Source organism: Eremococcus coleocola ACS-139-V-Col8 (assembly GCF_000183205.1).
GTDB lineage: Bacteria > Bacillota > Bacilli > Lactobacillales > Aerococcaceae > Eremococcus > Eremococcus coleocola.
Genome location: NZ_AENN01000017.1, coordinates 60778 through 80327, shown reverse-complemented (window position 1 = coordinate 80327; position 19550 = coordinate 60778). Strand labels below are relative to the sequence as shown.

General features: G+C 41.6%; 17 protein-coding genes. 11 read left to right on the top strand and 6 right to left on the bottom strand.

Features of this window, described 5'->3' with window-relative positions:
• Window positions 1-114 precede the first annotated feature (114 nt).
• From tsaB to HMPREF9257_RS07070, 10 genes are all read left to right on the top strand, one after another.
• On the top strand, window positions 115-921 hold the full coding sequence (gene tsaB, locus HMPREF9257_RS08845) for a tRNA (adenosine(37)-N6)-threonylcarbamoyltransferase complex dimerization subunit type 1 TsaB (RefSeq protein WP_006418769.1): 807 nt from the start codon (window positions 115-117) through the stop codon (window positions 919-921).
• Window positions 896-1489 (top strand): ribosomal protein S18-alanine N-acetyltransferase, encoded by a 594-nt coding sequence (gene rimI, locus HMPREF9257_RS08840; protein ID WP_162139981.1) that lies wholly within the window; start codon window positions 896-898, stop codon window positions 1487-1489. Before tsaB ends, rimI (HMPREF9257_RS08840) begins: the two co-directional genes overlap by 26 nt.
• Before the next feature lie 14 nt (window positions 1490-1503).
• The gene (gene rimI, locus HMPREF9257_RS07105) at window positions 1504-1962 is read left to right on the top strand and encodes a ribosomal protein S18-alanine N-acetyltransferase (protein WP_006418888.1); all 459 of its coding nucleotides are present in this window, start codon (window positions 1504-1506) and stop codon (window positions 1960-1962) included.
• 37 nt (window positions 1963-1999) lie between these two features.
• Window positions 2000-3007: a tRNA (adenosine(37)-N6)-threonylcarbamoyltransferase complex transferase subunit TsaD gene (gene tsaD, locus HMPREF9257_RS07100; RefSeq protein ID WP_006418934.1), complete on the top strand. Its 1008-nt coding sequence runs from the start codon at window positions 2000-2002 to the stop codon at window positions 3005-3007.
• A gap of 25 nt (window positions 3008-3032) precedes the next feature.
• Complete coding sequence (locus tag HMPREF9257_RS07095; RefSeq protein ID WP_006418867.1) at window positions 3033-3719, top strand: RDD family protein; 687 nt, start codon at window positions 3033-3035, stop codon at window positions 3717-3719.
• A gap of 268 nt (window positions 3720-3987) precedes the next feature.
• Window positions 3988-5535 (top strand): acyl-CoA carboxylase subunit beta, encoded by a 1548-nt coding sequence (locus HMPREF9257_RS07090; protein ID WP_006418756.1) that lies wholly within the window; start codon window positions 3988-3990, stop codon window positions 5533-5535.
• A gap of 13 nt (window positions 5536-5548) precedes the next feature.
• A complete protein-coding gene (locus HMPREF9257_RS07085) occupies window positions 5549-5923 on the top strand; it encodes an OadG family protein (protein ID WP_006418970.1) in 375 nt (124 codons plus the stop codon).
• A gap of 2 nt (window positions 5924-5925) precedes the next feature.
• Window positions 5926-6318: a biotin/lipoyl-containing protein gene (locus HMPREF9257_RS07080; RefSeq protein ID WP_006418966.1), complete on the top strand. Its 393-nt coding sequence runs from the start codon at window positions 5926-5928 to the stop codon at window positions 6316-6318.
• Window positions 6319-6340: 22 nt separating this feature from the next.
• Window positions 6341-7471 carry a sodium ion-translocating decarboxylase subunit beta gene (locus tag HMPREF9257_RS07075; protein ID WP_006418881.1) on the top strand — a complete coding sequence of 377 codons (1131 nt, stop codon included), beginning with the start codon at window positions 6341-6343 and terminating at the stop codon, window positions 7469-7471.
• A 424-nt stretch (window positions 7472-7895) separates the two neighbouring features.
• Window positions 7896-13115 (top strand): G5 domain-containing protein, encoded by a 5220-nt coding sequence (locus tag HMPREF9257_RS07070; RefSeq protein WP_081453751.1) that lies wholly within the window; start codon window positions 7896-7898, stop codon window positions 13113-13115.
• A gap of 291 nt (window positions 13116-13406) precedes the next feature.
• Here HMPREF9257_RS07070 and HMPREF9257_RS07065 read toward each other — a convergent pair whose 3' ends face one another.
• The 6 genes from HMPREF9257_RS07065 to HMPREF9257_RS07040 form a co-directional block, all read right to left on the bottom strand.
• Window positions 13407-13646, bottom strand: coding sequence for a helix-turn-helix domain-containing protein (locus HMPREF9257_RS07065; protein WP_006418726.1), 240 nt, complete (start codon window positions 13644-13646; stop codon window positions 13407-13409).
• Between the two features lie 120 nt (window positions 13647-13766).
• Window positions 13767-14315 (bottom strand): biotin transporter BioY, encoded by a 549-nt coding sequence (locus HMPREF9257_RS07060; RefSeq protein ID WP_006418735.1) that lies wholly within the window; start codon window positions 14313-14315, stop codon window positions 13767-13769.
• Window positions 14316-14325: 10 nt separating this feature from the next.
• Window positions 14326-15330: a biotin--[acetyl-CoA-carboxylase] ligase gene (locus HMPREF9257_RS07055; RefSeq protein WP_006418878.1), complete on the bottom strand. Its 1005-nt coding sequence runs from the start codon at window positions 15328-15330 to the stop codon at window positions 14326-14328.
• A 146-nt stretch (window positions 15331-15476) separates the two neighbouring features.
• Window positions 15477-16259, bottom strand: coding sequence for a 3-oxoacyl-ACP reductase (locus HMPREF9257_RS07050; protein WP_006418864.1), 783 nt, complete (start codon window positions 16257-16259; stop codon window positions 15477-15479).
• A complete protein-coding gene (locus HMPREF9257_RS07045) occupies window positions 16259-16480 on the bottom strand; it encodes a DUF2829 domain-containing protein (protein ID WP_006418808.1) in 222 nt (73 codons plus the stop codon). The genes HMPREF9257_RS07050 and HMPREF9257_RS07045 overlap by 1 nt, the downstream gene beginning before the upstream one ends.
• A 22-nt stretch (window positions 16481-16502) precedes the next feature.
• Window positions 16503-18500, bottom strand: coding sequence for an ABC-F family ATP-binding cassette domain-containing protein (locus HMPREF9257_RS07040; protein ID WP_006418952.1), 1998 nt, complete (start codon window positions 18498-18500; stop codon window positions 16503-16505).
• Between the two features lie 117 nt (window positions 18501-18617).
• Between HMPREF9257_RS07040 and HMPREF9257_RS07035 the strand changes: the two genes are divergently transcribed.
• On the top strand, window positions 18618-19517 hold the full coding sequence (locus HMPREF9257_RS07035) for an MBL fold metallo-hydrolase (protein ID WP_006418908.1): 900 nt from the start codon (window positions 18618-18620) through the stop codon (window positions 19515-19517).
• The last annotated feature ends 33 nt before the right edge of the window (window positions 19518-19550 follow it).

Sequence of the window (19550 nt, the reverse complement as noted above, 5' to 3'; positions counted from 1 at the left end):
TGTGAGTCAAACACAGTGAAACACTAAAAATACAGGTTACTTTCATTTTAAGTAACCTGTATTTTTCTTTATGCCAAAATATGATAAGATGAGTGCACGAAAGGAAGGGGTTTTATGACACGGTGGTTAGGGGTAGATTCTTCAACGGATGCCTTATCTTTGGTATTGGGTCAAGGAGAGTTAACAAACAACTTTTCTGATAGTAAAGTGATTGCTAGCCAATTTAACAAGGAGAATAAACAACATGGTCAAAGTTTAGTGGCCAGTGTTCAGGCACTTTTGGCAGAAGTTTCCTGGACAGTTGCTGATATTGAAGCTGTTGTCGTTGGTATCGGCCCAGGCTCTTATACTGGACTTAGGATTGGGGTTACCTTTGCTAAAGTTTGGGCAACAAGCTTGGCAGTGCCATTATATGAAGTGTCCTCTCTGGCACTCCAAATTTCCTCAGCCCCAATAGCCCCAGTAATTATCTCCCTAATGGATGCCCGCCGTTTATCGGCTTATATCGGCCTATATAGCCATAATCCTATTAATAATCGGTTGGAAAACTTACAAGCAGACTGCCATGGTGACTTTAAAGAATGGTTGCAAAGTGAGACAGTCAGCCAAATTTTAAATGATACTAGCCAAGTATTAATAGTAGGTCATGATACTGAGTCTTTTATCCAAGTATTTCAAGAAATCTATTCTAAAATAGAGCTTGATACTGTGACAACGGAGGAGGCACTTCCACATGTCGAACGCGTCTTTAACCTAAGTATGGTAGGTCAATTAAACCGGTGTACTGATCCGCATACTTTGGCCCCAAATTATGCCCATGCCACTCTGGCAGAACAAAATTGGGCCCAAGACCATCAAAGGAGGGTAGCAAGCCGAGCTGAAAATGAAGCATTTATTGACCACTATAAAACAACTAATTAAACCCAGTCAGCCTAAAGGGCAACCGCGTAACCATCAACTTTTGCACACCTTAGCTCCCTTAATTAAGCAGGGTCAAGTGACAATTTCGCAGAATCCAGCCTGGCAGGCTTTTGATTTACAATGGCAACCCATTGCAGCACATGATATTGCAGCCTATACCGAACTAGAAGCTTCTGCTTATAATGGTTATTTGGCTTGGAAAGAAGCAGATTTCCAGACTGATTTTGCCCGCAATCCTTACTGCCTTTACCTGGTTTTAGTGGATCAAGACGACCAAATGGTAGCAGGCATTTCGGGACGTTTACAAGCGAGGTCAGCCCATATTAGTCATGTGATGGTGGTACCTAACTTCCGTGGCTACGGGCTGGGCTTGTTTATGGTGCAAGAGTTTTTGGCTTATGCTGATTACTTACAAATTAGTAAAACAGAGTTAGAAGTCCGAGTTTCAAATCAGATTGCCCTTAATTTGTATCAGAAACTAGGTTTTAAAATTGACCATCTCAAAAAACACTATTACTTTGATAATTTTGAAGATGGCTATGCTATGGTCAGACTTTTGCCAGAATAAAGGGGGCAAGCTCAATGTGGTTTGAGATATTAGCAAGTCAAGACTTAACTGCGGACCAACAAACCTTTGTGGCTGAGCAGAATCAAAGTTTGGGTTGGACCCTTAAGGCCAGTCAGGCTGATTTTACATTATCCTACAGTTATTATGCCTGTTTAGTTAGTCAGGCAGGAGTCAGTGAATTCATCGCTTATATTGCTTATCATCATCTTTTTGAAGATATCACCATTAATCAAGTCTGGGTGGCGCCAGAGTGCCGGGGCCAAGGAATAGGAAGTCGTTTGTTGCAAGATTGGTTAGCCAGCCTCCCTTCAACAAGCAGGGTGACGTTAGAAGTCCGGCAAGGAAACCAAGCAGCACGTGCTCTTTATACCAAATACAATTTTAAAGTAATTGATCAACGTCCAGCTTATTATCATGACCCTAGGGAGGATGCCATCATTATGCAATGGTGTATAAGCGAGGGAATATTTTAATGAATCGATGCAAGATGGAAATGAAAGGAATAATAGAATGACTGTGATTTTAGCAATTGAATCATCCTGTGATGAAACCAGTGTGGCTTTGATTGAAGATGGCCACAAAATCCTAACAAATTTGGTTGCCTCACAGATTAAAAGTCATATGCGGTTTGGTGGCGTCGTACCTGAAGTAGCTAGTCGTCATCATGTGGAGCAGATTTCACAACTTGTTAATTTGGCTTTAAAGGAAGGCAAAGTAAATTGGAAGCAGATTGATGCGGTCGCAGTGACCCAAGGCCCAGGCTTAGTGGGGGCTCTTTTAGTAGGCGTGACCGCAGCTAAAACTTTGGCCTTAATCCATAATAAACCGCTGATCGCGGTCAACCACTTAGCTGGGCATATCTATGCCAGCCAATTACAAGCACCTTTACAATTTCCGGCCCTAGCTTTAATTGTATCAGGCGGCCATACCGAACTAGTTTATTTGGAAAACCACCTTGATTTTCAAGTGATTGGGGAAACCCAGGATGACGCCGTCGGCGAAGCCTATGATAAAGTGGGGCGGATTTTAGATTTACCTTATCCTGCCGGAAAATATTTAGACCAATTAGCTCACCAAGGTCAAGAATCGTATGATGTACCACGGGCTATGCTCCATGAAGATAATTTAGATTTCTCTTTTTCGGGCATGAAATCGGCCGTGATGAACCTAGTCCATAATGCCCATCAAAGAGGACAAACCATTAATCAAGCTGACCTTGCGGCGTCTTTCCAAGCGGCTGTAGTGGAGATCCTTACCAGTAAAGTTAAGACTGCTTTAGAAGACCATCCTAATTGTCAGCAGTTTATTTTAGCCGGGGGGGTGGCGGCCAACTCAGGTTTACGGGCAGCTCTTACTGACCTCATTCAGACCAATTTTTCTCAAATCGATTTACAGATTCCACCTTTATCCTTATGTGGGGATAATGCCGCTATGATTGGGGCCGTGGCTTATCCAATGTATTTAGCCAAGGACTTTGCCGATCTTTCCATTAATGCCATCCCTTCTTTGGATTTATAATGATTGTTTAAGTTAGGAGTAGCGTATGAAACAAGATAATATCATTAGTAAAACTTTAGCTTCAATCAAAGGATTGGATCAAAGACCCTCCCAGGTTGATCTAATTCCGCGACTTTCTGCTTATATTGCGGATTGGTTTTTCGGGAATCTCTTTGTGATGGCTGGTCCCTTTGTCATGTTTTCTTTAATGACAGCTAAGGAAGCGAGTTATAAAAATTTATATTCATTTCCGGCCTATGGATTAGCAGAGACTTGGTCTTATCTAAGTTTTATTTTAGCTTTAATATTTTATTCTTTATATTTTGTGTTTATTCCATATAAAGTATGGCCAGGCCAGACCTTGGGTAAGAAAATGACCAAGTTAAAGATTGTGGAAGCTGAGGATTATGAAACAACTTCTTGGCAAGCTTTATTGATGCGCCACCTTGTGGGCTTTGTTGTAGTGGAAGGGGCCGCTTTTACCATGGGCCAATATTTACAAGAGACTTTAAGCCTTATGACGGGTTTTTATACAGAAAATTATTTAGGAACTGCGGGTCTAATTTTAGCTATGGTTTCCTTAATTTTAGTGATTTTTACACGCTCAGGTCGGGCCCTTCATGATTACATGGCTAATACCCGCGTAATCAAAATCGAAGGCGAAGAACCGGTTAAGAAACTAATCCGGGACCAACGCCGTCGGAACCATCAATTAAGGCATTTAAAGAAATGAGTTTTAGCTTATTTATCTAGTCAAATAAGTTGCATAGCTCCTTCAAAATTTAATATAATAAGCTCAAAGAAAACGTTTTCTCTTATCAAGCTCAGATTCTTACCTGGCTGGTCGTGTCATAGACAAGAAAACTTACTTTTTGGTTTATTTGCAGAGGTGCAATAAACGGGTGTTATAAATTTTACACTGTTTATTGGACCTTTTTATATTAGAAAAAGGTCGTATGTGAAAATTAAAGTTGATACGAGAGTAGTTAGGAGGAGCCATTGTGGCCAATGACAAGTTAAAAGAATTAGACTCAAAAAAAGTGGCAGCCCAGCAAGCGGGTGGGAGCAAAGGTATTGGAAAACAACATGCTAAGGGCAAGTATACTGCGCGCGAACGACTCGATAAATTATTTGATGCGAATAGCTTTGTTGAGTTAGACACCTTTGTTCAACACCGGTGTGAACAGTTTGGTTTGGATCAAGATCGTCCGCTGGGGGATGGGGTGGTTACTGGTTACGGTACAATCGATGGACGGTTAGTCTATTGCTTTGCCCAAGACTTTACCGTAATGGGTGGGTCTTTAGGTCAAATGCATGCCGCCAAAATTGTTAAAGTCCAAGAACTCGCCCAAAAAGTTGGCGTCCCCTTAATTGGCATTAATGATTCTGGTGGGGCACGGATTCAAGAAGGCGTCGACTCTTTGGCGGGCTTTGGTGATATCTTCTTTAATAATGTAATGGCTTCGGGTCAAATTCCTCAAATTTCTGTCATCATGGGGCCTTGTGCTGGCGGAGCAGTCTATTCACCTGCTTTGACTGATTTTATCTTGATGGTGGACCAAAGCTCTAATATGTTTATTACGGGACCGCAAGTGGTTAAAACAGTGACGGGTGAAGTGGTGACCGCAGAAGCCTTAGGGGGGGCGACCACCCATAATCAAAGCTCTGGTGTGGCTCACTTTGTTGATGTCGATGAGGAAGCCGCTCTGGCCCGAATTCGTAAATTACTTAGTTTTCTGCCTGCCAATAACCTTGAGCTAGCACCAAGGGTGGCCGTTTCAGATGATTTGAATCGCTTAGATCTACGTTTAGATGAAATAATTCCGGCGTCACCTAATAAGCCTTATGATATCCACCAAGTGATTGAAAGTCTTTTGGATGAGGGGGATTTCTTTGAAGTACAAGCCCTTTTTGCCAAAAATATTGTGATTGGCTTTGGTCGCATGGGCGGGCAAACTGTGGGGATTGTTGCCAACCAACCAAATAATTTAGCTGGCTGTTTAGATATTAACGCCTCCGATAAGGCGGCGCGTTTTATCCGGACCTGTGATGCTTTTAATATTCCATTATTAACCTTGGTGGATGTGCCTGGCTTCCTACCAGGAACCAGCCAAGAATATAACGGTATTATTCGTCACGGAGCCAAGCTCTTATATGCTTATTCAGAAGCTACTGTACCTAAAATAACCGTGATTTTAAGAAAAGCCTATGGCGGGGCCTACATTGCTATGTGCTCTAAACACCTCAAAGCAGATTTAGTTTATGCTTGGCCGACGGCTGAAATAGCGGTCATGGGGCCCGACGGGGCAGCTAATATTATCTTTAAACATGACATTGAAGCAGCCTTGGATCCTGACCAAATGCGGGCAGATAAGATTAGAGACTACCGGCAGGCGGTGGCTAATCCTTATACCGCAGCGGCTCGTGGTTATGTGGATGATGTCGTTCAACCAAGTACTAGTCGTCAAAGGTTAATTTCAGCCTTCGATATGTTAGCGGGTAAACGGGAAGGTCGTCCAGCTAAGAAACATGGTAACTTGCCATTATAAAAGGAGGATTCATATGAATGTCAATGATGGGGTAAGCCTATTCGAATCCATTTATATTACGATTTTTAGCATGGCCATGGTATTTTTAACTTTGATGGTGATTGCTCTGATCCTTTCTGCTTTTAAGTATTTAGGTACTAAACAAGTAAACACTCAAGCTGACCCAAGTATACCGGCAAAGAATCAGACCCAATCAGATCTAGTATCAGCCAATCACTTAGAAACGAAGCAAGTCGCTGCCATTGTGGCTGCCATTCAGGCCTATCGCGGCCAGGATAGCCATCCGTTTCGCGTCCACAAAATTCGTAGAAGTCAGCATGACTATAATATCTGGGCCATGGCAGGGTTGCAGGAAAACACACGACCAATTTCAAGTAGGGAGGATTAAACATGATAAAAAAGTATAAGGTAAGAATTGATCATCAAGAGTACGAGGTGGAAATTGAAGAAGTTGCGGAAATTGAGGCAAGCCAGGAAGCTAAACCCCAACCTTCGCGTAGTCTTCGGCCATCTCAACCACTTAAACCAGCCTCACCTGCAAAACGACCTAAAGATCCGGAAGCAAGTGGTAGCGAAGTGATTAGTGCACCTATGCCAGGGACAGTCCTCAGTCTTCAGGTTAAGATGGGTGACCAGGTAGAGGCAGGGAAAGTTTTGTTGGTTTTAGAAGCCATGAAAATGGAAAATGAGATAGTCGCACCCCAAGCGGGCAAGGTGGTAGAAATTCATACGAGTCAGGGCTTGGCTGTGAATACGGGTGACCTGCTCATTAGCTTAGCTTAACTAGGTGCAAGGAGGGACTTTTATGGAAGTTTTAATTAATTTCTGGCAGTCAACGGGTCTTGCTAGTCTGACGATGCAAGCTGTGATAATGATTGTCCTTGCATGTACCTTTCTCTATCTAGCAATTGCTAAAGGTTATGAACCCTATCTCTTGATTCCAATCGCTTCAGGGATGCTTTTGGTTAACCTACCTGTGACGGGCTTGATGGAGGAGGGTGGCTTATTTTACTATCTTTACCAAGGAACTAAATTAGGTATTTATCCACCTCTCATTTTCTTATGTGTGGGGGCTTCGACGGACTTTGGCCCTTTAATTGCCAATCCTAAAAGTATCTTTTTAGGGGCGGCGGCTCAATTTGGTATCTTTTTTACCTTTATTGGAGCTTTTTTGCTAAATGACTTTATTCCGGGCATTCACTTTACCCCGCAAGAAGCTGCCTCAGTCGCAATTATTGGCGGTGCGGATGGTCCCACTGCCTTGTATTTGACTTCGCAATTGGCACCCCATATTTTGGGTGCGATAGCGATTGCGGCTTATTCTTATATGGCCTTGGTTCCAATTATTCAACCGCCAATTATGAAAGCCTTAACGACTGAAGCAGAACGTCAGGTAAAAATGGACCAGTTAAGACCGGTTTCTAAACGGGAAAAAATAATTTTTCCGATTGTGGTAATAATTTTTACCGTCTTGTTATTGCCCTCAGCAGCCGCTTTGATTGGGATGCTGATGCTTGGTAATTTAATTAAGGAGTCAGGAGTGGTGCCTAAATTGACTTCGGTCTTAACTGACACCTTTATGTATATTATTACCATCTTATTAGGGTTGACGGTTGGTGCAACGGCTAAGGGGGAAGTCTTCTTAACCGCTCAAACCCTGAGTATCGTGGTTCTTGGCTTAGTGGCCTTTAGTGTGGGGACAGCCTCAGGCGTCCTTTTTGGCAAGCTTATGTATCGTCTGAGTGGGGGTAAAATTAATCCACTGATCGGGTCTGCTGGAGTATCTGCGGTTCCCATGGCCGCCCGAGTATCGCAAAAGGTGGGCCAAAGTGTCAATCCGGCTAACTTCTTATTAATGCATGCGATGGGCCCAAATGTGGCTGGTGTCATTGGGTCGGCCGTAGCCGCTGGGTTACTCTTAAATTTCTTCCAATAATTCTTAGATAACTCCATAAAAATAGCCCCTAGGCTTGGACTTTTCAGTCAGATAGTGACCCCAAAAAGTTGGACCAGAGAGATGAGTACATATATTATGTCCTTGTCTCTCTTATTTTTTGTTTTCTAATGAAAGAATAGTTAGTCGTTAGGTCTAGGGCATCCGAAGTTTCAGTATGTGTAACATATGTTTGACAACCCTATAAATTCAATAATCACTATTTACCAATGTCTATTGAAATAGAGCCTTAAAAATATTATAATATAATAAGTCATTCACAGTAGACACAATGGAAAGGAAATCATTGGGAAAAGTGTGAATCACATAAAAAATAGGGATAAAATATGCGGAATAGTTTGCGATGGTTGGATTGTATATTATAAATTACAATGCATCCAAATAAATATATAAGAAGGTAGGATATATGGACAAACGATACAGATACACTTTACGTAAGACAAGCTTAGGATTAGCGAGCGTGGCAATTGCTGCGTTTATAGCTGGGCAAGCGCCGACTGCGGCTGCTGCTGAGAGTGATAATACACAAGTAACTGATAAAATAGTAGAGCCAGAAGCGCCAGTAGAAGAGGAATTACCAGCAAGTCCTGAAGTACAAGCGGTAGCTTATGGGGCAGAAGCGGCTTCTCAAGCGGAACCAGCAGCTGCTCCACAAGTAAATGACCCAAACTATGGTGAAGATGAAAAGAAAATAAAAGACTATAGTAAATCTGAACGTTATAAAGAAACAGACCTACAACCGGGAGATCCAAATCAATCGTTCGGTAAGGATGACGAGAAGAAAGTAAAAGACGGTTTTAAATTTGAACTTAAGAACCCATCAGCAGATTCGCCAAGCAAGACTGAATGGGGTTATCAGGTCACCATAGACAAAGAGACTGGTCAAAGAACCTATACTAGGATTTATGTTACGGATTCCGGTCTTACACTTGTGAATCCAGGTGATAAACCAATGATGGGTCAGGGAGATAAGTTAACGCCTGAATCTCCAGAGGTAACTTATAAGCCGGGAGAAGATTCGAATATATCCGCTTCTAGACGACAAAGAAACTTAAACTATGAAGCCAGTGAAGAGACCCTGAAGCATATCAACAACAAGGATAATAATTCTACTTCCTTTGGTATGAAGGATAACTATACTCAAGAAAATCCAGATATTAAGTTTTTTGGTGATAACTTCGCTTTAGGTTACAAGGTAAACCCATGGCCAAATGAAAATGATAAGCTAGAAGAATTAAAGCTTAATAAAAACAACTACGATCCAAACAAAAAATACTTTGTCCAAGGTCAAGATATCGACACTGGTATCAAGGTAGACAATATCGATGAAAATGCAAAGGAAAGACTAGTCGGCCAAGTTTATAATCCTATTACAGGTAAAATCGTTCCGGGAGCAAGTGCCTATATTGGCGAAAATGGAAATATCCACATTAAGATGCCAGAAGGTGCCCTAAAAAAGGATGAAAATGGCAAAACAGTAATCAATGAAGACTCCATCTTTAATACAAAAGACTACAAGGCGCTACAAAACCTAGATGTTAAATTCTTTGCCCGTCCAAGAACAGCTAAAGAATTTAAAAAAATAGCAGAAACAGAAGATGATCTTGGTAGCACAGGAACTTATGTAGAAACAGGGGCAGGTACTGCTGTCATCAATCACAAGGGAGATAATGTCACAATCGACAAGCAAGGCATCGACCGCTACGATCACTACAACTTAATCGGTGATTTTAAGCTAAATCTTGACGATACAAGATATTATGATCAAAGATTCGTAGACGGCAATGGCGATGAGACTTCAAAGGTAACATCCTCTGCTGTAAAACCAGGCGAGGAATTTAAGGTAGGTATTGTACAACCAGAAAACCCAAGTGATACTGACAAGTCAGCAGAGGAAATGAATGGTGCCCAAGATAGGGGAGAAGCTTCTGGTAAGCTTATCATGGACTTTATCGACCGTGAAAATAAGGGAAAAGCACCGGAAGATCAATGGAAGGTAGATGTTGATCCTAACGACATTTCTAATTTTACAATCACTCCACCAAAATCAGCTAAGGCAGGAGACTTCATAGCTATCCCGCTTGAATATACCTATACCAACGGGTCAAAAGACGTCCACTGGTTCCACTTTGTAGTCCAAGAGTCAACCTACATCAGACCAGAATACGACGCCCAAGTAAACTACCCAGTAAATGAGCAAACATCACCTGCTACATGGACTGAAGATGGAAAGAGAATTCCACCAAATAAATTTACTCTTCCAGATACACTTGAAAGTGATGAAGCAGGTAATAAACTCGCAACAGATGATAAGGGAAATAAGTGGACTGTAAAAGTTGATGAGAAAACAGGTAAGGTATCAGCTAAGCCAGTAGACCCTCAAGCTTTTGACGGTGGTGAAAAGCTAACAGTACCAGTAATTGCCCACTATGTAGACGAACAAAAACCGGGAGAAGACATTACCGAAGAAGTAAATGCTTACTTCGTAATCGAGGAAAAAGCCAACATGACTCCTCGCTACAATGCAAAATCAGGTAAGTCAGGAGATAAGCTCTCTTCAGATGTCATTCTAAACACAGAAGATCACTACAACAGAAGACCAGGCAAGTATACCCTTGATTCACCAACATACACAGATGATAAGGGTAATGTTTGGAATGTATCTATCGATGAAACAACAGGTCAGGTAACTGCTACAGTACCAAATCCAAAAGAAGGACAGTCCATTGACGGAGCTCTACTAAATGTACCAGTAACAGCCCACTACTATGAAGAAGATGCAGAAGGCAACCAGGTAGAAGCCGGCACAAAGAAGACTGAAGTTCAATTCGTAGCCTATGGTACAAATGGAAAGGTAGAAAAAACAGAAGACATTCCTTTCGAAACTATAGTAGAAAAAGATCCAAACCTTAAAAAAGGTGAAATCAAAGTCATCACTGAAGGTGAAAAAGGATCTAAGAAGGTAACTTACACAATCGAAGATTCTAAAGTTACAAAGACAGATGAAGAGGTTACAAAAGAAGCAACAAACCGTGTAATCCACGTCGGCGAAGGCGTTAATAACGGAACTCACAAGATTGAAGAAAAAGTAGAAGTACCATTCGAAACTGAAATCCAATTTGACAACACTTTAAAACCAGGTGAACAAAAGGTTGAACAAGAAGGTATTCCTGGAGAAAAGAAGAGAGATATTACTCTTACAATTGAAGATGGCAATGTAACAAAGACTGAAGAAGGCGAATTTACTGAAACAAAAGCTCCACAAAAGAAAATTATAAAAGTAGGGGCAAACACCGAAGGTAAAGTTGTTCACGAAGAAAAAATTCCATTTAAGTATGAAATTTCTTATGATGAAAACCTAAAATCAGGCGAATATGTTATCGATGTACCAGGAACAGAAGGAACAAGGAAGACAACTTGGACTATTAAAAACTCTGAAATAGTTGGCGAACCAGAAGTTGAAACTACTGATCCAGTGAACGCTGTAATTAGGGTTGGTAAAAAAGACTACACAGGTACTCTTGAAACTAAGAAGACTAAGGCTATTGAATTTGAGACAGAATACAGAGTTAACAACGAATTAAAGCCTGGAGAAGTAAAAGAAATACAAAAAGGCGAACTTGGTGAAGAAGAAACCACAGTTACTCATACTATAGTAAATGGCGAAGTTACTAAGTCAGAAGAAGGTACACCAACCCAAACAAAGGCTCCAGTTAAGAGAATTGTTGAAGTTGGACCTGGAACAACTGATGGTACTCACACTTATACAAGTAAGAAACCATTTGAAGTAGAAGTAAGAGTAAATCCAGACCTTAAGAAAGGCGAATACAAGGTAGTTCAAAAAGGTGTTGAAGGTGAAGAAGAATATACAATTACTATTGAAAACTCAAAAGTAACAAATGTTTCAGAACCAAAGGAAACAAAAGCACCTGTAAAAGAAATTATCGAAGTAGGAAGTCAAGAATTCGAAGGTGAAGTAAAACACACTGAAGAACTACCATTTGGATACAAGGTAGAGGAAGTAGAAGACCTTAAGAAGGGCGAATACAGAATAGTAAAACCTGGTAAGGTTGGTAGAAAGACTACTACATGGACTATTAAAGATTCACAAGTTGTGGGAGAACCTAAAGAAGAAATTGTAGAAGCAGAAGATGCTCTTATCCAAGTAGGTAAGGGAACTAATGACGGTACTCATGAAATCGTAGAAAAGAAAGAATTACCTTTCGAAACTAGATATGAATACGATGATTCCCTAGAACCAGGTGAAGAAAAAGTTGTTCAAGAAGGTAAGCCAGGTCTACAAGAAAGAACAAACACTCTTGTTATTAAAGATGGCAAAGTTGTTGAAACTAAAGAAGGCGAATTTAAAACTATAACAGAGCCTGAAGAAAGAATTGTAAAAATCGGTAGAAAATCTACTGATGGTGAAGTTACAAAGACAATCGAAAGAGAAATCCCTTATGAAACAAAGGTAATCTATGACGAAACCCTTGAAGCTGGCTTCCAAAAAATCGAAAACGAAGGAAAACCAGGCAAGGAAGAAGTTACAATTACCCAAAAAATCAAGGATTCTAAACCAGTTGGTGATCCAACAGAAACTACAAAAACTATCATTGAAAAAGAAGATAGGGTAGTAAGAATTGGTGTGAAACCTGTTGAAAAGATTGTAGAACTAGGCCACGATACCGAATACAGACACAACCCAGAACTTAAAGAAGGCGAAACAAAAGTCATCGAAGAAGGTTCTAAAGGTTCTGTGAAATACACTACTACTTTCAACAAGGAAACTGGTAAGCTTGAAGTGACTGAAGAAAGAGTTGAACCAAAGAATAAGGTTGTAGAATACGGTTCTAAGACTGAAGGCGAATTCACTTATGAAAGTGAAAAAGCTTACGACATCATAATTAGGGAAAATCCAAATCTTGAAGCTGGAAAGACTAATGTTATTCAAGAAGGTATTGTTGGTAAAACTGAAACTACTGTTAAAATAGAAAACAGCAAGGAAGTTGACAGGACTACTAAGACAATTACAGAAAAACAAGATAAGATTATAGAAATCGGGACGAAAAATGTTTGTGAAATCCCACCAGTAGATCCAGACAACCCAACAGATCCAACGGACCCAACAGATCCAACAGATCCGACAGACCCAACGGATCCAACGGACCCAACAGATCCAACAGATCCAACGGACCCAACAGATCCAACGGATCCAACAGATCCAACAGATCCAACGGACCCAACAGATCCAACAGATCCAACGGACCCAACGGATCCAACAGATCCAACGGACCCAACAGATCCAACGGACCCAACAGATCCAACGGACCCAACGGACCCAACGGACCCAGAAACACCAGGTGAAAACAATCCAAATGAACCAGGTAAACCAGGTGAAAAAGATCCGAAAGATCCAACTAAACCAGGTGCTAATCAACCAGGTTCAAATAACTCAAAAGAAAAATCAAACACTTCAAGCGCTGATTCAGCAACTCAAGCGGATAAAGCTGGTATGCTACCTGAAACAGGTGAAGAAATGTCAGCTCATATCTTTGGTGCAGCAGCACTTTCAATCCTATCAGGATTAGGACTAGTTGCTACTAAAGGTCGCAAAGAAGAAGAGTAATTGAGCAAGTACTAACGAGTTATTCAGGATACATATAAAAGCTAAGCAACGATGTTGCTTAGCTTTTTTGATTTTTCAATTTGAGGAAACTCGAAATATTAAGATTCTATGTCAAGTAATGTTGGTAAATAGTAGTAGTTGCACTTAAACGCTTGTAAACACCGAATAACCAGGTACAATTTACAGCCCAACCACCTCCTGTATGATTAAGTTAAAACTTATGGAGGTGGTTGATTGATTATTAATCTCGATGCTGCTAAACGCTATTACATTTAATAATAGTTTCCAGTATCACTTAATCTTATTCGCATCAGGTTTGTTTTTCGATTTTAAACGATTCATCACTGTTTTTTTGTTTTGGCGAGAGCGTTTTAACCCCGTAATCCCTGACGTTTGATAGGCATTGACCCACCGCCTTATCTGTTGAGTATCCTTCATCTTGTATTTTTTAGCTAACGGTTTGTATCCAATCGTATCCGAAAGATATTCTGCGACGACTTTCATTTTGAAATCTAAGCTATATTTAGCCATACAAAGACCCCCCTAAAGTTGGATTTTTTGGTCCAACTTTAGGGGGGCAGTACATCAAGATTAGGGGCTATTTTTTGGCTGTTTAATAGGATAGATGAGTGTCTTGTTTAAAGTTTAGATCTAGGCTTTCTTCAAGAAAAAGGTATGTTTATGTAAACGTGTGCCTATAATGATGGCGAGTATGGCTTTGACAATATCGCCTGGGATATAGGGGAGCGTGACCAAGGAGAAGATGGTCATGAGGGACATTTCTTGTCCTTGTTGGACATTCATGATGAATGCAAAATATGCCAAGCCAATCCCATAAATAATTAGGGTGGCAAGGACACTGGCTATAATATAACTGCGGCGGGTGTAGCCAAGTTTTTCTAAATAAGGAGGGATGACAAGAGCCACCACTACAAAACTAATAATAAAGCCGAAGGTTGGACTAACCAAGGCTGAAAGGCCACCTTTCCAACCGGCAAATACCGGCAGTCCAATTAGTCCCAGTAATAGATAAGTCCCAGTACTAATAACGGCTAATTTGGTCGGTAAGAGAAAACAGATTAATAGCACTGCTAAGGTTTGGAGGGTATAAACCACGAGACCGAGATTAATTTGGATTTGGGAGCAGATAATTAATAAGGCAATGAAGAGGGCACAATAAGCTAATTCGCGAATTTTCATAAGTATTCTCCTAATTCGTTTGGTTGATAAAGGCTTGAGAAGAAAAATGGATTTCAGAGCTATTTAAACTTTCTATTTCTTGGACTTCATTTTGAATCAGCAGATGACCGTCCTGATTGATACCCAGGATAATTCCCTGACGTTTTTCCTGGTTTTTTGTAAAGCAAACTCTTTGATTGAGACCCAAGAGGTAAGTTCGGTATTCCTCGATAAAAGGTCGAGCTGGTAAGACATGTAAGTAGGAATAGAAATTAAGTAAAAAGTCACTCAGTAAATGGTTACGGTTGAAGTGAGCACTTTCAGGATGAGGGAATAGGGGGCCGGCTACTTTTTGGATGTCAGGGTCCAACTTGGAAAAATCGCCCACCACATTAATACCAATGCCTAGGATGACGGCATCAATTTGCTGGTTTTCTAAGTTAGCATTGGCTTCGGTCAGAATCCCCACAACTTTGCGACCACCTGCAAAAAGATCATTGACCCACTTAATTTTAATGGCAACCTCTGTGTTTTTTTCTAGAGCTTTGGCCATGGCTACGGCAGCCATAATGGTAAAGAGGCCAATACTTTCAATGGAGTAGGTCTCGCTGGGTAGGGCGAGGGAAAAATAAATCCCTTCTTGAATATCAGAATGGAAGCTACGCCCTTGACGGCCACGTCCTTTGCTTTGATGGTTGGAAATAAATAGGGCTGTCTGCTTGGGGTGTTCAATTAAATGACTTTTGGCTAAATCATTGGTGGAGGTGACCCAATCAGCATAAATAATACTTAAGTCCGGTAAATGGTCTTGCACTAAATACATGATTTGATTGGGATCCAGCATGGAGCTAATGTGTTTGAGTTGGTAGCCTTGGCTTGGAATGCTGGTAATCTGATAGCCCTCTGCCTTCAGTTGTTCGATCACCTTCCAGATACTATTGCGACTGACGCCCAATTGATTGGCTAAAGTTTGTCCAGAGATAGGGGTATCTGCTTGGTCTAAGAAGGAAGATAAGACTTTATAGGTTAAAGACATGAGGAGTCTCATCCTTTCTAATTCATCTAACTAAAAATTATTTTAGACGAAAAAAGGCCCTTGTCAACCTAAAAAAATAATTGGGTGACAAGGGATGGTTTGATTAGTTTTGTGTGATTATCAGAGTTAGAATATATACTTTGAAATCATCGATTCAGCCAACCGCCATCAATGGGAATGACGGTCCCATGAAGATAGTCCGCTTGGTTCGAAGCCAGAAATAAGGTCAAATCGGCCACCTCTTGGGGCTGGGCCCAACGTTTGATGGGGGTAGTTTCTGCCACCCATTGGGCCATGGCCTGGTCCCCTTGGAAATCCCCGGCGGTCATAGGTGTTTGGATGGAACCGGGGGCAATAGCATTGATTCGGATCCCTTGGGCGGCGTATTCGTAGGCTAGTTGTTTGGTGAAGCCGACAATCGCATGTTTGGAGGCGGTATAAGCAATGCCACCACCGCCTGGGCCAAGGCCAGCAATTGAAGCCATATTAATAATCACAGCTTTAGCTTGGGCCTTTAAATAGGGTAAGAAGGCTTGGGTGACTAAATACATGGAGGTTAGATTATTACTCAGAATATCTTGGAATAAGGTGAGGTCAGTTTCTTCAAAGCTTTTAAAGTCATCAAGTTGGCCAGCCGTATTACAAAGAACCTGGGCCTGATTGAAATGCTTTTGGAAGGTCTTCAGAGCCTGGTCTACCGCTTGAGCTTGGCTTAAATCGGCTTGGCAAAAGACGAGGTCTTGTTTGTCCAGCTCAGCCTGCCATTGGTCTTGTAAGGTTTGACTCAGAAGGGCACGGTCTAAGGCAAAGACCTTGTGACCTGCCTTGAGGAAAGTATCCACTTGGGCTGCCCCAATTCCAGAGGCTGCCCCAGTGACAATCACAGTCAAGGTCTCAGGCAAGCGCTGGGTGTTTTTCACCGGAACCATTAGTCCACTAAGACCCAGTCTTCGGCTAAGATATCACAAACGGTCGGCGTAAACATGGTGTAGCCTTCTCCAGTCACTTGGATTACAAAGTAGGGATTGAGTGGTGTTGCATCGAGTTGACTGGCAGGGATTAGCTTGACATATTCTTCAGCGCCGGACCAACCTTGACGGATGACTTTTTGGCCGTTTTTTAAATGGGGTAAAATACTTTCAAAATTCATAATAAATCCTTCTTTCTTTTATTTAACGATTCATATCGGGGTAAGTTTCGTAGAATTCTTCTAGACTGATTGAAGCGGTCTCCCAAGCTTCCATGGCCTGATCTTGGTCAGCCTTAGCTTGGTCTAGACTTTGACTGAGTTTGACCAGCCCATCTTGGTCATTGCTATTATTGGCTTCAAGCATTTGACTGTGGAGATGGTTGATATTTTGGTCGAGTTGGTCTACTTGGTCAGCAGCCGTTTGGACGGCTTGCCGTAATTGCCGTAATTCTTTCTTAAGACGTTTGTCTTCTTCATAAGACCGTTGTTGGGAACTACTTGTAGCTGCAGACGTGTCGGTGGTTTGACTCGTTTCTTTGCTTACACCATCATCTGCTTTTAAGGCCTCAAATTCTTTGGCTTCAGCTTTTTTGCGGAGGTAATAATCATAATCACCTAGATAGACTTTGGTGCCTTCTTCTGAGATTTCTAGGACCTGGGTGGCAATTCGGTTGATGAAATACCGGTCATGGGATACAAAAAGGAGGGTGCCATCAAAATCAATTAAGGCTTCTTCTAATACTTCTTTACTGTCAATATCCAAGTGGTTGGTTGGTTCATCAAGCAAAAGGGTGTTGTCATGCTGGGTGGCTAGTAAGGCCAGGCTAAGCCGGGCTTTTTCGCCCCCAGATAACATGGCGACATTCTTTTCAACGGTTTCACCACTAAAGAGGAAGGACCCGAGAATGGCTCGGATTTTCCATTCTTCGGTGGTGTCATGAGCCCGCCATAGGGTTTCTAAGACGGTGAGTTTAGGATCTAGGTGGTTGACATTTTGATCGTAGTAACCTAGGTCCACATTGGTACCGTCAATGATTTGACCAGCTAGTTGTGGCAATTGGTGGATTAAGGTTTTTAATAGGGTGGTTTTACCAATTCCATTGGGTCCTACGATAGCCAAGGCTTCTTGGCGGCGGAGGTCAAAATTAATATGGTCGGCTAGCGGCTCTGCCTTCGGATCATAACCGATAGCTAGGTCTTGGGCTTCAATGACCCGGTCGCCAGACTGTTTGGCTGCCGAAAACATAATCCGAGGGGATTTTTCATCGGCTAGGGGTTTAGCAATCCGGTCCATTTTTTCTAATTGTTTGCGCCTGCTTTGGGCTCGCTTGGTGGTTGAGGCCCGGACGATATTTTTTTGGATAAAATCTTCTAGCTTGGCAATCTCTTCTTGTTGTTTCTCATAGGTCTTAATCTCTTGGGTCATCCGCGCGGCTTTTTCTTTAAGGTAATAGTCATAGTTACCTTTATAAAGGTGGGCGGTTTTGTTGCGTAATTCTACAACTTGGTTGGCCACCTTATTAAGAAAATAGCGGTCATGCGAGACAATTAAAAGGGCACCTTTATAGGTTTGCAAAAAGCCTTCCAACCAATTCAAGGTACCCATATCTAAGTGGTTGGTTGGTTCGTCTAAGACTAATAGGTCATAGTCCATTAAGAGGAGCTTGGACATGGCCAAGCGGGTTTTCTGACCACCGGATAAGGAAGCGACCGGTAGGTCATAGTCCGCTTCATAGAAGTGGAAGCCGTGGAGGACAGTCCGGATATCGGACTCGATGGCGTAGACATTTTCTTCATTGAGTTTTTCTTGGATTTGGTCATATTGACGAAGTGCTTCTTTATAGGCTGGACTATCCGGCTGGTCTGCTAATTCGGCTAAGTTTTCGGCAGCTTTTTGGGCTTGGTCACGGAGGGCTAATTTATCTTGGAGGGCAAAGACCATTTCTTCCCAAACGGTTCGGGGGGAATCGACCGCAACATGTTGTTCTAGGTAGCCGATCTTAAGGCCCTTAGCCTGGGTAATCTCGCCTTCAGATAGGGGTTCCTGACCCATGATTTGTTTGATGAGGGTCGACTTACCGGTTCCGTTACGGCCGACCAAGGCAATCCGGTCCCGGTTTTGGATATTAAAAGACACGCCTTCAAAGAGGGTGTTATCGGCAAAGCGCCGAGCCACTTGATTGACTTGCAGTAGAATCATATCTATCTCCTTAATAAGCATATTATTTCTATATATGTAAGCGTTTTGCTATACTAGTCATATGTTAGGCTCATTATAACATTAAATACACTCAAAATATAAATGGAGGAAGAAATTTTGGATCATTATAAATTTCACGAAATGAATCTTTATTTTTTAGACGGGGTACAAAAGTATTCGGATGGAGGCCGGATTTTTGGGCCTGTTCCTAAAGCGGTCTGGGCTAAGCGTTATCCTAATGATGATAAGAACATGATTACTGCCAATACTGACCCTATCTTAGTCCAATACCAAGGCAAAAATTATCTAATCGATGCTTCTATGACCCCTGAAACCCAACCGGAAAAGCTATTCCGCAACGAAGGAGCCGAAGGCCAAAAATCCTACGTTGATGAAAGCTTGGCTAAGTTAGATTTAACTCCAGAAGATATTGATATTATTTTGATGACTCACTTACATAATGATCATATGTCTGGTTTAACTGCCCTAAAAGATGGGGAAATAGTTTCTAAGTTCCCAAATGCAAAAATTTATGCTGAAGCCCGAGAATGGTATGACGTCCGCCATCCTAATTCACGGACTAAAAATACTTATTTAGACTTTAATTGGAAACCTGTCCAAGACCAAGTTGAAACCTTTGAAGACCACCTGTCTTTAGCGGATGGAGCTATTGAAATGTTCCATGTGGGTGGTCATTCACGCGGCCAATCTGTTGTTCGTTTACACCAAGATGGCGACTATATGATTCAAATGTCAGATCTCTTCCAAACTGTCGCCCAAAATAACCCTGGCTGGGTCACAGGAGTGGATGATTATCCAATGGATGTCATTTCCTCCAAAGAAAAATGGTTTGAAGAAGGGATTAAACATAATTATAAATTTTTTCACTATCATGATCCTTACTATACTTGGATTCAATACAATCCTGATGGTAAAGGCTATGCTGACTTTCAAAAACGGAGTCGAAAACCTTTAATTGAGTGGACAGATGATTTGAAGGATCCGGCTGCTAAATAAGTAAAGATTATTAACTAAGTAGGTATAAATTTA